Annotated in this window: 15 protein-coding genes; 7 read left to right on the top strand and 8 right to left on the bottom strand. The window is 69.8% G+C overall.

The genetic code is table 11. The annotated features are described in order from the left end of the window. Positions 1-13: 13 nt before the first annotated feature. The 4 genes from F8566_RS28850 to F8566_RS28840 all read right to left on the bottom strand — a co-directional run bounded on the left by F8566_RS28850 (position 14) and on the right by F8566_RS28840 (position 4,033). The gene (locus F8566_RS28850) at positions 14-1,855 is read right to left on the bottom strand and encodes an ABC transporter ATP-binding protein (RefSeq protein WP_404800354.1); all 1,842 of its coding nucleotides are present in this window, start codon (positions 1,853-1,855) and stop codon (positions 14-16) included. Positions 1,856-2,110: 255 nt separating this feature from the next. Next, positions 2,111-3,097 carry a tyrosine-type recombinase/integrase gene (locus tag F8566_RS28845; RefSeq protein ID WP_151564980.1) on the bottom strand — a complete coding sequence of 329 codons (987 nt, stop codon included), beginning with the start codon at positions 3,095-3,097 and terminating at the stop codon, positions 2,111-2,113. Positions 3,098-3,133: 36 nt separating this feature from the next. Next, a complete protein-coding gene (locus tag F8566_RS50175; RefSeq protein WP_192809903.1) occupies positions 3,134-3,310 on the bottom strand; it encodes a hypothetical protein in 177 nt (58 codons plus the stop codon). A gap of 240 nt (positions 3,311-3,550) precedes the next feature. Beyond that, positions 3,551-4,033, bottom strand: coding sequence for a PH domain-containing protein (locus F8566_RS28840; protein WP_151564979.1), 483 nt, complete (start codon positions 4,031-4,033; stop codon positions 3,551-3,553). Positions 4,034-4,431: 398 nt separating this feature from the next. Between F8566_RS28840 and F8566_RS28835 the strand changes: the two genes are divergently transcribed. The 7 genes from F8566_RS28835 (at position 4,432) to F8566_RS28815 (ending at position 9,379) form a co-directional block, all read left to right on the top strand. Further along, on the top strand, positions 4,432-4,992 hold the full coding sequence (locus F8566_RS28835; RefSeq protein ID WP_151564978.1) for a hypothetical protein: 561 nt from the start codon (positions 4,432-4,434) through the stop codon (positions 4,990-4,992). Positions 4,993-5,483: 491 nt separating this feature from the next. Beyond that, on the top strand, positions 5,484-6,650 hold the full coding sequence (locus tag F8566_RS28830) for an LCP family protein (protein ID WP_225993613.1): 1,167 nt from the start codon (positions 5,484-5,486) through the stop codon (positions 6,648-6,650). 57 nt (positions 6,651-6,707) lie between these two features. Next, entirely contained in the window at positions 6,708-7,016 is a 309-nt protein-coding gene (locus F8566_RS28825; RefSeq protein ID WP_151564977.1) for a hypothetical protein, read from the top strand. 193 nt (positions 7,017-7,209) lie between these two features. Continuing rightward, on the top strand, positions 7,210-7,365 hold the full coding sequence (locus F8566_RS50170) for a hypothetical protein (RefSeq protein ID WP_192809909.1): 156 nt from the start codon (positions 7,210-7,212) through the stop codon (positions 7,363-7,365). Positions 7,366-7,605: 240 nt separating this feature from the next. Further along, positions 7,606-7,761 carry a hypothetical protein gene (locus tag F8566_RS50165; RefSeq protein WP_192809902.1) on the top strand — a complete coding sequence of 52 codons (156 nt, stop codon included), beginning with the start codon at positions 7,606-7,608 and terminating at the stop codon, positions 7,759-7,761. A gap of 32 nt (positions 7,762-7,793) precedes the next feature. Next, a complete protein-coding gene (locus F8566_RS28820) occupies positions 7,794-8,282 on the top strand; it encodes a glutathione peroxidase (RefSeq protein WP_151564976.1) in 489 nt (162 codons plus the stop codon). Between the two features lie 179 nt (positions 8,283-8,461). Beyond that, on the top strand, positions 8,462-9,379 hold the full coding sequence (locus F8566_RS28815) for an oxidoreductase (protein ID WP_151564975.1): 918 nt from the start codon (positions 8,462-8,464) through the stop codon (positions 9,377-9,379). On the opposite strand, the gene F8566_RS28810 is transcribed toward F8566_RS28815, so the two are convergent. The 4 genes from F8566_RS28810 to F8566_RS28795 all read right to left on the bottom strand — a co-directional run bounded on the left by F8566_RS28810 (position 9,355) and on the right by F8566_RS28795 (position 14,622). Further along, entirely contained in the window at positions 9,355-10,023 is a 669-nt protein-coding gene (locus F8566_RS28810; RefSeq protein ID WP_151564974.1) for a TetR/AcrR family transcriptional regulator, read from the bottom strand. The genes F8566_RS28815 and F8566_RS28810 overlap by 25 nt on opposite strands. 14 nt (positions 10,024-10,037) lie before the next feature. Further along, positions 10,038-10,598 carry a methylated-DNA--[protein]-cysteine S-methyltransferase gene (locus F8566_RS28805; RefSeq protein ID WP_151564973.1) on the bottom strand — a complete coding sequence of 187 codons (561 nt, stop codon included), beginning with the start codon at positions 10,596-10,598 and terminating at the stop codon, positions 10,038-10,040. A gap of 73 nt (positions 10,599-10,671) precedes the next feature. After that, positions 10,672-11,919: an MFS transporter gene (locus F8566_RS28800; protein WP_151564972.1), complete on the bottom strand. Its 1,248-nt coding sequence runs from the start codon at positions 11,917-11,919 to the stop codon at positions 10,672-10,674. Between the two features lie 45 nt (positions 11,920-11,964). Next, positions 11,965-14,622: a DUF6493 family protein gene (locus F8566_RS28795; RefSeq protein ID WP_151564971.1), complete on the bottom strand. Its 2,658-nt coding sequence runs from the start codon at positions 14,620-14,622 to the stop codon at positions 11,965-11,967. Positions 14,623-14,630 lie beyond the last annotated feature (8 nt).

The following is a 14,630-nucleotide window of genomic DNA, read 5'->3' as shown; positions in this document are numbered from 1 at the left end:
TGCCGAATGCGGCTCAGGCGGCGTGATAAGCGCGCGCCTGCAGCGAGTAGAGCTCGGCATAGAGGCCGCCGAGCGCCATCAGGTGCTCGTGGTCTCCCTCCTCGGTCACCTTCCCCTGGTCGAGCACGAAGATCCGGTCGGCGTGCCGGACGCTGGCCAGCCGGTGGGTGATGAGCAGTACGGTCCGTCCGTCGGCGTGCGTGCGGATCCGTTCGAAGAGATGGTGCTCGGCGCGTGCGTCCAGCGCGGCGGTCGGCTCGTCGCAGATCAGCAGTGGGGCGTCCCGGTAGAAGCCGCGCGCGACCGCCAGGCGCTGCCACTGGCCGCCCGACAGCTCCGCGCCGTCCTGGAACCTGCGGTCGAGCAGCGTGTCATAGCCGTGCGCCAGCCCGTCGACGACCTCGTCGGCGCCGGAGGCCCGCGCCGCCGCCAGCACCGCGGTCTCCGTGCTCGCCCCGTCGGCTCCCACGCGTCCCATCGTGATGTTCTGCCGGGCGGTCATCGGCCAGTGCGTGTACTCCTGGGCGATGACCGCGATGCGCTCCCACAACGTCCGCGGATCCACCTCGCGCAGCGACACCCCGTCCCAGCGCACGTCGCCGCCGTCCGGGTCGTACAGGCCCGCCATGATCTTCGCGAGCGTCGTCTTGCCCGAGCCGTTCTCGCCCACCAGCGCGATCACCTCGCCTCGGTGCAGTTCCAGCGAGATCCCTCTCAGCGAGGGGGAATCGGCGCCCGGATAGGTGAACGTCACGTCCTCAACGACGATCTTGCCGAAATCGTCCGGCAGGGCGGCGGCCGGTGCCTCCGTTCCCGCTGTCTCCGTTCCGGCCTTCTGGGAGGGCAGGGCGCGTGCGGCGACACGCTCCTCCGCCTGCGTGGCGAAGCTGAGGTAGTCGCCGAAGTAGAGGCCCTCCTCATAACAGCGGTTGACGGCGAAGACCAGGTTGGCGAGCGAGGTCTGCCCGGTCCGGATGGCCAGCACGGCGGTGCCCGCGATCGCCAGGGGCACGGCGCCGTCCCACAACATGAGGCCGAGCGCCACATAGACGCCTGCGGTCGCGACGCCCTGCATCATGTCGCCGTAGACCCGGGCGATGGTCTGGCGCCGCGCCAGGTCCAACTCCACCCCGCGCTGGTACGCGGCCACCCGGTCGTACTCGTCCAGCAGGAAACCGCGCATGGTGAACGAACGGATCTCGGCCGCGTGGCGGCGGTCGGCCATGAGGTCGGACAGGATCCACTTGCGGCGCGCGACGCCCACCAGGGCGAGCTCCGTCACGTACCGCATCCGGGCCGCGCGGATCGAGGCCCAGCCCTCCGGCAGCGCGGTCAGCAGGAGGAGCGGCAGCAGCAGCGGGTGCAGGACGCCCAGTGTCCCGGCTGCCGCGACCACGCCGACCGCCCCGGTGAGGACGTCGACCGCGGTCGTCACCACCCGCGGCGCCGACATCATGCCGCGGCTCCGCGCCCGCTGGAGGTCGTCGAGGAACTCAGAGTCGTCCAGGGCGGCCAGTTCGACCGCCGTGGTGAGCTCGTACAGCCGCAGCTCGACCAGCCGTTCGACCTGCGGCTCCAACCGGGACTGCGCCCATCCCGCGGCCGCCTGCAACCCGGCCCGCAGCGCGGCGGCGATCGCGACCAGCGCCAGCGAGGGCAGGGCCGCGCGGACCCGGTCGGGCGTGGGACCCGCGCTGAACAGGGCGGTGAGCACGCCGGTCGTCGCCAGCAGCCCGAAGGCGGTGAAGACGCCGGCGAGGAGGTTGAGCCCGATCGCCACCGAGGTGTCGACCCTGCTCGCGCGCCAGGCCAGCCGGGCGGACTGCGCGATCACCGACGGCAGCCGCCGCGCCATCGTCCGCATGCTGGTCTCGACCAGTTTTTCGGTATGACGCGTCCAGCGGTGCTCGGTCAGCTCCGGGAGGACCGGCTGCGACCGATCATCCTCCGCTGCGTCACGGTGATCTGACTCCTTCCTGAGAAGGACGACCCGAAGGAAGAATCTTCGCCAATCAGCCATCCGCGACCCCTCGCATGTACGTATCACCCATTGGCAGTGTGCATCGGGGCGCTGACAAGGTTTCAGTTGTGTGTCACATAGCGCGGTGTTTTATGGCAGTCCCACACTGGCCAGGGCCTTTCTGCTGGGAGTCTCTGCTGAGGGCACATTGGGGGCACTTGCGCGGTCGTCGGAGCTGTGGCTGCCGCCCATCTTCTCGATGAGCGCCAGCACTTCCCGGCCCACCGAGGCCCGCTCCGGATCGGCCGACGCGGCGATCAGGCGCACCGCGGCGAGCACGCTCGTGCCCGCCGACTCGGGGGAGTCGTCGGAGAGCGCCATGTCCATGATCGACCGCATGCGGTCCTGGCCGCGCGGGATGAGGTGGATGTAGGCATCCCACGTCACCCGCGGGGACGAGTGCCCCAGCCAGTCGCTCACGGCCTGGATGTCCTCGCCGTGGGTCAGCAGCCACGAGGCGAAGTAGTGCCGGAGTGCGTGGAGGCCGTTGCCATCGGACTTCTCGCGCCGCTCGCCCTTCTTTGGCGGCTTGGAGATCCCCGCGGCCTCGCGCGCAGGAATCCAGTAGTAGCGGTTGAACACGTCGCTCTGGATCGGGCGCTTCCTGGGGGTGGAGAAGAATAGCCGTACCGTCCGCGGCTTGCCGTCTTCCTCCTGCCACGGGAACGTCGCGCTGATCGGCTCGAAGGTCTGCATGTGGACGGCGAGTACGAGCTTCACCGATTCTGGCAGCGGAACGTCGCGGGTCTTGCCGCCCTTCGGTAGCGCGAAGACCCGGACCTTGCCGATGCGCTCGATCTGGCGGCGCACGTGCACGATGCCGCGCAACCAGTCGATGTCATCGGGCGACAGGGCGAAGATCTCGTTGCGGCGCAGGCCCAGGCCGGCACCGACGTCGATGATTGCTTTGAAGCGCTCGGGCAGCTCCTCGCGCATGGCGCTGATCTGCTGCTGTGTCCAGGGCTCGACGCGTTTGCGGTCGGGCTTGGGAATCCGGACGGTGCTGGACCTGAGCGGGTTCTTGGCAATCTTCTCGTCGTCGATGGCGGACATGAACACCACGTTGACGTGGGACATGACGTCGTCGATGGTGCTGTCGTTGAGGCCCTTTTTCTAGAGGTTGGAGATCAGGCTCTGGATCGCGGAGGGCCGTTTGGCCAGCGTGCGCAGCGTGGCGCGACCGATGACCGGATAGACGTGGTTGACCAGCCGCGCCTGAATCAGCACGCGGCTGCCGGAGTCGAGGGTTCGCTCGGCATAGATCTGGTTGGCGTAGTCGCGGAACAGCACCTCACCGGCCGCCGGGTCGATCCGTGTACCGTGACCCCACTTGTCGATCCTCAGTCCTCATGGTCACCAGTGAGACCTGGCCCCACGTCGTTACCGAGGATGGCGGCCGTGACGATGACAGGCCGCCCGCCAACGTCGTACGTCCTCGCTTCGCTGCGGGCGCCCACATTGACCTGACTCGACGACGGCAGGTCAGTGTCGACGCGAGGCCAGGGATGGTGACTCTTACCGATACCCCGGCTACTCACGGAAAGAGATCTTGGCGGCTATGTCAGGGATCGGCTTCCAGCGCGGGCCCCGTCGCTTCTCCCAGATCTCACGGAGGGCGCGGGCCTCCTTCTCGACGTCGACCTCGTTGGAGCGCAGGTGCGGTAGGGGGATCTCTCGGCCCAGATCGTCGTAGATCACAACGTACCGGGTCCTGTACCCGCTCTCGATCTCGATGCCCTGAATACCTCGCCATGGCGTCGCGATGGTCCGGAACAATCCCCGCTTCACGATGCGGTGTCGCGATACGTAGGTTCGCGTCCACATCTCGGTCCCTAGATTGAGGACGAGAAACCCGATCAGCAGTCCGGGAATGAGGACCTTGACCGCGGGATCGTTCTCGCCCTGCACCGTCATGATGGCCACGACCAGGAAGAAGAAACCCATCACGAAGGCCGTGCCGACGAACGCCCCGAGGTCTGCCCGGTACTCGCGTTCGTAAGGGTCAGCAGCCATGTCACCTCTGAGGCCATACGCACACCACCCGAAGACCGCGGGGCAGATCGTGATCCACGATCAAATCTAGCGATCGTTCGGGGGCCGAACCAGACGAAAGCAAGCAGAGGATTCCGCGCCTATCGGCGCCTGCGAGATCCCGATGGCGAGCACGGTCAGTGCCCAGCCGCACCGCCGCGGCCAGAGCTCGCCGACCTCAAACGGGTGGGGCCAGGTCTCACACGAACAGGAATCCGTCTCACCGGAGTGGAGCCGGCGCCCGTCGGAAGGTGGGGCCGGTTGACGCTGGTGGAACCAACCGCAGCACCGGCGGCGGATGAGACTGTCGGCCACAGGGCCCGCGCTAAGTTGAGGGTCCTTGGACCGGCGGGTTTGATCTTCGGCCTAGAGTCTCGATCATGTTCAAGTCAGGGGTGGGGTTCCTCGCATTGTTCGGGCTCGGCTGGTGGTTGCTGGGCTCGAGTGCATTCGACGGGTTGATGCGGCAGGTCCTGGTGGTAGTTGGCTGTGCCGTCACAGTGGGGCTGATGCTCGCCGCGCGCCGTTTCCTTCCCTCGTCGGCCGGGGGACCATTGCCCGTTGGCCGACGTCGGCGGTTCAACCAGATCAACGGGCTCCAGTGGCTGCTGATCATCGCCATCGCCGCAGTTTGCCGTCACGTCGGGGTGCCGGTGCTCATTCCCCCGCTGATCGCGGTTGTCGTTGGACTCCACTTCCTGCCGCTGGCGGTTGTGTTCGAGCAGCCCCGACTGCGAGTACCGGCGGCCCTGTTGATCGCTTCGGGGGCGGCGGGCATGACCGTCTGGCTCACGAACGGACCGGACGAGACCGTTCGCCTCGTGGTGGGCCTTATTTCTGCGCTCTCCTTGTGGGGTATGGCGATATGGACAGTCGCAGGGGCGGCCTCCGCCTCGACGTCCTCGTGGAAGGGCTCGAGCGGCTCGGGCGTGAGGTCATAGATGTTGCCGCGCTCGTCCTCGACGATCATTGTCGTCCTCTCTTGGGGGCGGTGGGGCCGGGTGTGGGGCGTACGGGCGGTCAGGGCGAGGGGTCTCCCGGTAGTCGCCGGAGGTTGAGCCACGCCCGCATGTAGAAGCGGAAGAGGGCACGGTTCCGGAGGGCACGAGCGCGGGGACGTCCAGGACGGCCTGCGGGACAGCGCGCAGGGAAGTGTGTGGAGCGGTACCCCGCGTAGTACTCCGGGCGGATGCCGGGGCGGTCACGCGGCGCCCCGGGGAATACCCGAGGGCACATTCTGGGCACTCCGCCCGGTACCACTGGGAAACATCGAGTAACACTGAGAAACAGCGTTTTCCCAGGTCAAACCCGGTATGGCCGAGTTTTCGCAGGTCAACGATCTTTCGTGAACATAATGTGGTGATTTGTAGCTGTGGACAATCATGCGCCAGATGGACGCGGGGGGCATGCCGGGATGACTAGGGTCTACGGCATGACCGACGCCTGGCCGGACGGCTGGACACGACAGGAGGGAAACCGCGTGGCGCGCAGCAGGCAGCCCGCACCCGCCGGGGCGGAGTACCCGTACGACCAGGACCCGTACGGGCGTGGCACGCAACCGGCCGATCCGTACGCGGATCCGTACTCCGGCGATCAGCTGCGCGGGATGGACACGTACGGAGGGGACGTCCCGCCGGGGCGGCGCGTCCGCAAGCGCCGCTGGCCGAAGATCCTCGCGGCTCTGGTCGTGGTCATGCTCGTGGTGGTCGTCGGCGGCTACTTCTACCTGGACTCCCGGCTCAACCGCGAGAGCGTCCTTACCGACTACGCGGGCCGTCCTGCCGACACACCGGGCACCAACTGGCTGGTCGTCGGCTCCGACAGCCGCGAGGGCCTGTCGAAGCAGCAGAAGAAGGACTTCGCGACCGGCAACGCCGCGGGCCGCCGCACCGACTCGATGATGTTGCTGCACTACGGCGACGGCGGCACGACGCTCGTCAGCCTCCCGCGCGACTCGTACCTGCCGATCCCCGGCAGGGGCTCCAACAAGCTCAACGCGGCCTTCGCGTTCGGCGGTCCAAAGCTCCTCGTCCGGACCGTCGAGCAGGCCACCGACATCCGCATCGACCACTACGCGGAGATCGGCTTCGGCGGGTTCGTCGGCGTCGTGGACGCCATCGGCGGGGTCGACATCTGCGTCAAGAGCCGCATGAAGGACCCGAAGGCCGGCATCGACCTCCAGCCTGGCTGCCAGACGCTGACCGGCGGGGAGGCCCTCGGGTTCGTGCGCACCAGGGCCAGCGCGCGTGCCGACCTCGACCGCATCGACCGCCAGCGGCAGTTCTTCGGCGCGCTGATGAAGAAGGCGACCAGCCCCGGCGTGTTCCTCAACCCGTTCCGGGGGGTCCCGCTCGCCATGAACGCGACGAGCAACTTCATCGTGGACGACAACGATCACCTGATCGACCTCACCCGGATGATGTGGGCCATGCGCGGCGTCTCCGGCGGTGACGGCGTCACCACGTCGGTCCCGCTGGGCGCCTCGGGGTCGTCCCGCGCGGCGGGCTCGTACCTCACCTGGCACCCCACGAGGTCCAAGCAGCTGTTCTCCGCCCTCAAGGAGGACCAGCCGGTGCCCAAGGACGTCATCACCAAGTAACCGTGCCGTCCACGACACGGATGCCGAAGGCATGCCCCTGTGACTAGAGTCGGGGGCATGCCCGATGAGACGCCCGGTACGGTGGAGCTTGAGAACCTGTCGTCGAAGGAGTTGCACGACAGGGCGATGGAGCTCGCCAAGCAGCGCCGCGACGTCGGCTTCCTGTGGGACCTGCTGCGCTCCATCCCCGCGGCCGCGGCGGCGACGGGCGACCACCAGCGGGCCAGTTTCGACATGCTGCACGGGTTGTCGTTGCTCGAAGAGTTCACCCATGCCGGCGAAGGCGAACTCGCGGAGGCACTACGCCCGGTGTATCTCGAGTATCTGACTCGGCACGGTGCGCCTCGTTCGTCAGGTGGTTCGTAAAGTTCCCCTGAAAGTTCCAAGTGAAGGTGCGCGTGAAGGTGTCCGAAGGGCGCCAGAACGTGTCTGAACGCGGCTGATCGGCGCCGCAAAACCCCAACCCCTCTGACTGTTCCTTTGTGAATCCTTGGCCGCCCCTCGCCTGCCACTGGGAATCACTCCACGTAGGCACATGACAGCGGAGAGGTTGGCAAGGGTGAACAAGAAGTTTCTGAAATTTGGGGCGATCGCATTCGTCGCGTGGTACGTCATCAGCAGACCCGAGGGGGCCGCGAGCCTGGTGAACAGCGCCCTGGGGGGTCTCGGCAACGCCGCGGAGTCGTTGTCCCAGTTCGTGAGCGCCATCCCCTAGCCGCGACGCGGCCATCGCAGCGGAGCGAGGATGGTCGCGCGACCCTCCTCGGGAGCCCGCCCCAGGATTCGACGGCTCTGCGAGGCCCCGTGCCCTTCGGCCGGTACGGGGCTCTTTCGTGTGCGCTATCCGGCACTTGCCCCCAGGCACAGTAAAATCGCGCTTTGCGGGCTGAAGCAGCTGGGCACAATTGAATCGGGTCAGTGTGTCGCTGCGCTACAACTCAGGGACGGCGTACGGATGAAGAAGAACCTCCGCTATGTGGCCATCGCCTTCGTCATCTTCTACTTGCTGAGCAAACCCACCGAAGCCGCGAGTGTGGTGAACAACGGCTTCGACCAGCTTGCCAAGGCGGGCAACCAGCTCGCCGCCTTCGTGGGCGCGCTCGGGACGTAACGGCGGTCAGGGGCGGGTCTAGGATCTGCCCCATGTCTGTCTATGAGGTAGAGATCGGTGGTCTGCAGGGTGGCTCTGCGGACCTCGGACAGTACGAGGGCAAGGCCGTGCTGGTCGTCAACGTCGCGTCCAAGTGCGGCCTCACCCCGCAGTACGCCGGGTTGGAGCGGTTGCAGGAACAGTTCGCCGGACGCGGGTTCACGGTCCTCGGCGTGCCCTGCAACCAGTTCATGGGTCAGGAGCCGGGCTCGCACGAGGAGATCGCGCAGTTCTGCTCCGCCACCTACGGCGTGACGTTCCCCATGACCGAGAAGGTCGAGGTCAACGGGCCGGGGCGCCACCCGTTGTACGCCGGCCTCGTCGACGTCGCCGACGCCGAGGGGCACACCGGCGACATCCGCTGGAACTTCGAGAAGTTCCTCATCGCGCCCGACGGCACCGTGGCGGCGCGCTTCGCCCCCCAGACCGAGCCGGAGTCTGCCGAGGTCGTCAGCGCGATCGAGAAGAACCTGCCCGCCTAGAACCCTGCCGCCTAGAACCCCCGCTTAGAAGGACGCGTCACCTCGGGGGCCGAGAGGCCCCCGCGGGTGTCGTGGCGGCCGCGGGCCTGTGGGGTTCGCCACATCCAAGACGAGCGGTTGTCGCTATTCGACGACACCCCTAATTTGGGGAGTCGAGATATGACGTGGAGGTGGCCCTCATGAGCGGCTGGACTGCGGCCGACATCCCGGATCTCAGCGGTCGCCGGGCGATCGTCACCGGGGCCAACAGCGGCCTCGGCTACCACACCGCGCTCGAGCTCGCCCGGCACGGCGCGTCCGTCGTGCTGGCCTGCCGCAGCATGGAGCGCGGACAGCGTGCCCACGACCAGATCATGTCGGCGGTCCCCACCGGCGAGGTGGCCCTGGCCCCGCTCGACCTCGCCGACCTCTCCTCGGTGCGCACGTTCGCGGGCACGCACGGCGCCGCCCCGCTCGACATCCTGGTCAACAACGCGGGGGTGATGGCCCTCCCGCGCCAGACCACGGCCGACGGCTTCGAGATGCAGTTCGGCACCAACCATCTCGGGCATTTCGCTCTCACCGGGTTGCTGCTCCCAGCCCTTCTCGCCGCGTCCGCGCCGCGCGTGGTGACACTCACCAGCGGTTTCGCCCACACCGGGCGGCTGCGTTTCGACGACCTGCAAGGGGAGAAGCGCTATCGCAAGTGGGGTGCCTACGCCCAGTCCAAGTTCGCCAATCTCGTCTTCGCCAAGGAGCTGGCGCGGCGATTCCCCGACGTGCTGAGCGTGGCGGCGCATCCCGGCTACGCCGCCACCAACCTGCAAGGGACGGGCCCGAAGATGGCGGGCAACAAGCTGGAGGAGCGGGTCGCCGCGGCCGGCAACGTGGTCCTGGCGCAGTCGGCGGCGGCCGGGGCGCTGCCTTCGCTGTACGCGGCGACCGCGCCCGGCGTCCAGCCGGGTGCCTGCTACGGCCCGCGGCTCGTCCAGCTTCGGGGCGCGCCCACCAAGGTCTTCACGCCCCCGGCCGCGTCCAAACCCGAGGTGGGTCGCCGGCTGTGGGAGGTCTCCGAGGACCTCACCGGTGTCGGCTACGAGGTCTCCGCCAAAGGCTGACCGGTCCCGAGGCCGTGCAGGGCCTGCGCGACCGCCGTGGAGATGACCTCCTCGGCGTTGCCCGGCCGTTCGGCGAAGAGCTTGGCCGCCGCGTCGACGATGCCCTGGATCAGATGGGCGCGCAGCTCCGGCCCGGAGACCCCGGCCTCGTCGAGCACCGTCACGAGCGGCCGGAGCAGCTGCGCGTGACCCTCGCGGATCCGCCGTGCCTCACCGCCGTGGCCGTGCTCCGCCGCCTTCGGCCGGGCAGGCTGCGGTGGGGAGGGCTGCGGTGGGATGGGCTCAGCCAGCGCGTGCTCCACGAGCGCGACGGCGGCGGCGTGCCGTCCGTCGGTCATGACTTCGAGCTGAACGCGGATGTAGGCCTCGACCTTGGCCGCCAGGTCCGGCGGCCCGGCGAGCGCCTCGTCGACCAGCGAGGCCCAGCGCGGCAGTTCGTCCTCGACGATGGCCGCGACCAGGTCGTCCTTGGAACGGAAGTACTCGTACAGGCTGGGCCGTGACAGCCCCACGCGGCGCGCGAGCGCGGCGAGCGACAGCGCCTCGATGCCCTCCTCGGCGACCAGGGCACGGGCCGTGTCGAGGAGGGTCCGGAGCTGGCGGGCGCGGTGCTCGGCGACGGTGGCTTCGCTGATTTTCGGCACCTCGCCATTCTCCCCTACGGAGCGGTGGGGCCCTGGTCCGGATCCCAATCGAGCGTCGCGGGCACCGAACCCTCCAGCGTCAGCAGCCACCGCTTGACCTCGACGCCGGAGCCGCCGCTGTAGCCGCCCAGCCCGTTCGCGGCCACCACCCGGTGGCACGGCACGATCACGGGGATCGGGTTGCTGCCCATGACCTGGCCGATCGCCTGGGCGCCCACGTTGAGGCCGCTGAGCCGGTCGAGCTCGCCGTACGTGACGACCTTCCCGTACGGCACCTGCTCGTACAGCGTGGTCAGGACCTTGCGCTGCACGTCCGACGTCAGCCGCCAGTCGATCGGCACCTCGAACGTCAGGCTCTTCCCGGCGAAGTAGTCGGCGAGCCCCGCCAGGGCCTCGGCCGTACGGCCCGGGTCGTCCACGACCGGCAACCCGGCCCTCTTCACCGCCCGGGCCCGCGTGCCGGGGGTGTCCTTGAACGACAGGTGGGCGACGCCGTTCTCGGTGGCGCCGACCAGCAACCGGCCCAGCGAGGTCTCGATCGCGCCGAGCGTCAGCGTCTCCGTCACGGTCTCCATCTTCGGACCTCCTCAGCGTCCGCCATGAGCTCTCCTATGAACAACACCGGGACGCCCGTGATCGTTGCACGCCTCAGGACCCGGGCGGGCGGCGAAGCCAGCTGAGGACCAGGGCCGCGGTCATGGGGAGCACCAGGAGCACAGCGATCGCGGAGAGGGTGCCGTAGGAGAAGACGGTCACGATAGCCCCGGCGGCCAGGCCGCCCAGGGCGCCGCCGCCGTTCATCATCAGGTCGGAGATGCCCTGGACGGCCGGTCGCTGTGCCGGGGGAACGGACTCGGTCAGCAGGGCGGAGCCCGCGACGAGGCCGAACGACCAGCCGAGCCCCAGCAGGACGAGGGCGATCGTCAGCCGGGTGACGTGGTGCGGGGCGGAGACGGTGGCCAGGGCGGCGGCGGACGCCAGAAGGGCCATGCCGGCCAGGAGCGCCGGGATCCGGCCGTGGTTGTCCGCCAGCCATCCCGCGACGGGCGAGAGCGCGTACATCCCGGCGATGTGCAGGCTGATGACGACGCCCACGACCGTGAGGCTCGCGTGGCCGTGGTTGAGGTGGACCGGCGTCATGGTCATCACGGAGACCATGACCATGTGGCTCACGACGATCGCGGCGACGGCGAGCCGGGCGCGCGGGGTGGCGCGCAGGGTCTGCCAGCCGTTGGAACGGCGGGTGGTCGTCTTCGGGCCGGCATTCTGGAGCGGGTCGGGGCGGAGGAGGGCGAAGACGCCGAGCATCGCCAGCCCGAAGGCGGCGGCCGCGAGGGCATAGGGGCCCGCCCACTCTGACAGGCCGAGCGTCCGGCCCAGGTCGTCAGCGGGCCGGGCGAGGTTGGGCCCGGCGACCGAGCCGATCGTGGTGGCCCAGACGACGACGGACAGGTCCCGGGCGGCGTGGGTGGGGCGGGCCAGGTCGGTGGCGGCATAGCGGGCGGCGAGACCGCCGGCGGTGCCGCCGCCGAAGAGGAACAGGCCCGCGAGCAGCAGCGGCCAGGACTCCAGGGTGGCGGCGACCGTGGCGATCACGGCGCCGAGGGCGCCCGCGCCGTACGCCAGGGTGAGGGCGGCCCGGCGCCCGTGGCGGGAGGCGGCGCGCGCCATCGGGATCGCCAGGACGGCGGCGCCCGTGACCGCGCTCGTCTGGGCCAGGCCGCCGACCGTCTCGGAGCCCGAGAGCGTGGCGGCGGCCAGGGTGCTGATGGCGACCCCGGTGGCGACGCCGATGCCGCCCAGCACCTGGGTGGCCGTGAGCACGGTGAGGACCCGCCGCTGGGCGGGATGTCGCCCGAGGGTGGGTTCGGCCGGTGTCTCACTGAGGGCCGTCATGTCCCACCCCATTCTGTCATGAGCGAACGCGCCATTATGCCTGAATTACCCGTTCATGGTACGGGACGGGGGTATCACGTCAAGGCGCGGTGGAGGCGGCCGGCCTCGCGGGCCAGCCGGCTGGATCCGGTCCGCCCGGCGAGCTCGGCGAGCCCGGCGGGGATCATGGACCGGGCACCGGTCTCCGCCGCCTCGGTGGCGAGGGCGATGAGGTCTGCCAGACCGGCCGGGGGACGTTCCCCCAGACGGGAGAGCAGCGCCGGGAGCGCAGAGGTGATCACATGGAGGACGTCGGGATGCGCGCCGGCGCGGGCCGCACCGGTCAGGGCGTCGGTCACCCGGTTTGAGCTTGAGCTGCCGGTCCAGTGCGGCGATCGCCTCGCCGACCGCAGGGAGTTGCCCTCGTGCGCAGAACGTGAGGAAGGCGTCGACCGAGGCGGAGCGCTCCTCCGTTCTCCTGGAGGTGAGGCCGAGGGCGAGCGCGGTGGCCATCGCGGGGCCGACGGGACCATCGGCCTCGGCCAGGGCGAGAAGGACGGCCCCCTGGCCGTCGCGCGCCTCGGTCCGGTCCGCGAGAGGGACGAGCAGGTGTGCGGCGAGGATCTCGCGATGGGAGGGGAGGAGAGAGGGCCACCACGAGAAGCAGGAGGGGGCGTACGTCGCCGGTTCGAGCCGCGTCCACTCCCCGCCGTGGGGCAGGTCGAGCAGCCGCCCGGCGACGCCGTCCGGGTCCGGCACGACACCGTCGCTGTCAGCGGCGAGGACCGTCGGCAGGACGCGGACGACGTCCTGCTGTTCGCTGCCCCGCCAGGAGTACACGGTGCGCGGGAGGGAGACCGCTGTGCAGATCACGGCCGGATCGGGCATCCCGCGGTCCGCGAGCCACGCGGCCGTCCAGCGGCCCTCCGGTGAGGTGAGGCGCTGGGCGCGGAGCACGATGTCATCCGGGAGGTCACGAGGGAGCCGGAGCAGCGCCTGGTCCAGGTCGAACGGGCCAGGCCGCAGGCCCGCCGCCTCCAGCCGTTCGAGCCGTTCGACAAGGACCTCCGGGGAGATGTGGCCGGTGGAGCAGGTCGGCGTCGACAGGAGCACCGGAAGGCGGCCCACCGCGCCGACGATCTCGCGCAAGCGGGTGCGCAGGACAGCGGTGGGTGCCGGTCCGCGGTCGCCGGCGTCCGGGGGCGACGCCGGATACGGGCGGGAATCGGTCGGCGGGACCAGCGAACAGAGGGCGGCGCCCAGCCAGGTCGTGGGGTGGTCGCCGAAGCGGTCGTGCTCGAAGGGCAGCCACGGCGCGACGTCCGGGACGAGCCGCCGCATGGCGGCCCGGGTCTCGTCGGGCTCGCGGTGCGCGAACTGGACCAGGCCGGCGAGCACACGTTCGCCGTCCGCCCATGTCAGGTCGCCGCGCAGATGCACCGCCATCTCCTCGGTCAGCTCAGCGACAGAGGCGATCGGGGGCGGAAGTTCACGGGGCGGCGGTGGAGGTGCCGGCCGGGCGGGCGGGGTGGTCACGGCCGTGACGGTCACCGTGCCGAACGTTTCGGCGATGCGGTCACGGGCCTCCTTGGGCAGGCCGGCCGCCGCCCGCCGGACGTCGTCGTGCGCGGCTTCGCCCGCCTTGGCCGCGTGCTTGGCGGCGATGTTCGCCGCGCGTTCCCGAAGATCGATGCTTTCCTGGCCGAACGCGACGGTGAGCGCGGCGAGTGTGGCGTCCACGCGGTCACGCTTCCGGGCGGTCCGGTCGATCCACGAGAACGTGGCGCGGACCAGTTTCCGCTCCGGACGGAACAGAAGCGCCTCGGCCGCTTCGGCGAACGCCGCATCGTCGAGTTCACCGGCGTCGTCGACGCGGCGCAGCTCGTCCAGCGCGAGCGCGGCGATCTGGCTGGGCGCGGCGGGCAGCAGCCGGGAGAGATCACGGGTACGTGCGGACACCTCCGTGAGCGACGGCTCCAGCGCCCGGTAGAGCGCGGCGTACCAGCGCAGATCCTGAATCCGCCCGCCGCGCAGGAAGCGGCGGACACAGCCGTCGAGCAGAAGCTCCCGCTTGACACGGCCCGTGCCGGCCAGCCGCAGGAGCATGTCGATCCACGGGTCGTCGCCGGGGCCGCCGCCGAGCACCCGGCCGACGGCCTCGACCTCGAACAGCCGGGGAACGAGCACATCGAGGTACGGCTCCTCGTTCAACCCGGGATACGGTCGGGTCCATCGCACCCATCCCACGAGGTACGCGTCATCCTCGGGGAGGCCCTCACCCGCACCGCGGGCGAGCACGTCCGCGAGCCGCCAGTGGGTCTCCGAACCCCACGACGCCTGGTCGGCGACGCGCAGGCGGCGGGAGATCCGCCGGGCCACCTCCGCGCGCCAGGGGGCCGGGCGGTCGGCGACGACCTGAGCGATCAGCCGGGCGTGCGCCGTCGCCTGGGCGTTGATGTCCAACCGGTCCAGGTCGGCGCGGCACAGCCAGTTCGCCACCGCGGCGGCGCCAGGGATGCAGGCCGCGCCCGCGACCAGCAGTGCCTGGATCTGCCGGGTGCGTTCGGTCCAGTGGACTGTGCCGCCGGTCCCGTCTCTGATGTAGCCGGGCAGTTCTGCGGCGATCGTGCGCCGGTCGATCTCGCCGGGCATGGTGAGCATCGCGGCCACGACCTCGAAGTTTCCGGCGGTGATCTGAGCGCGGACGTCGTCCCACGTGTACATCGGCGTTC

Origin of the sequence: Actinomadura rudentiformis (assembly GCF_008923185.1) — a bacterium.
Taxonomy (GTDB): domain Bacteria; phylum Actinomycetota; class Actinomycetes; order Streptosporangiales; family Streptosporangiaceae; genus Spirillospora; species Spirillospora rudentiformis.
Note: the sequence above shows the minus strand (reverse complement) of the source record. Positions and strands in the feature narration are given on the sequence as shown.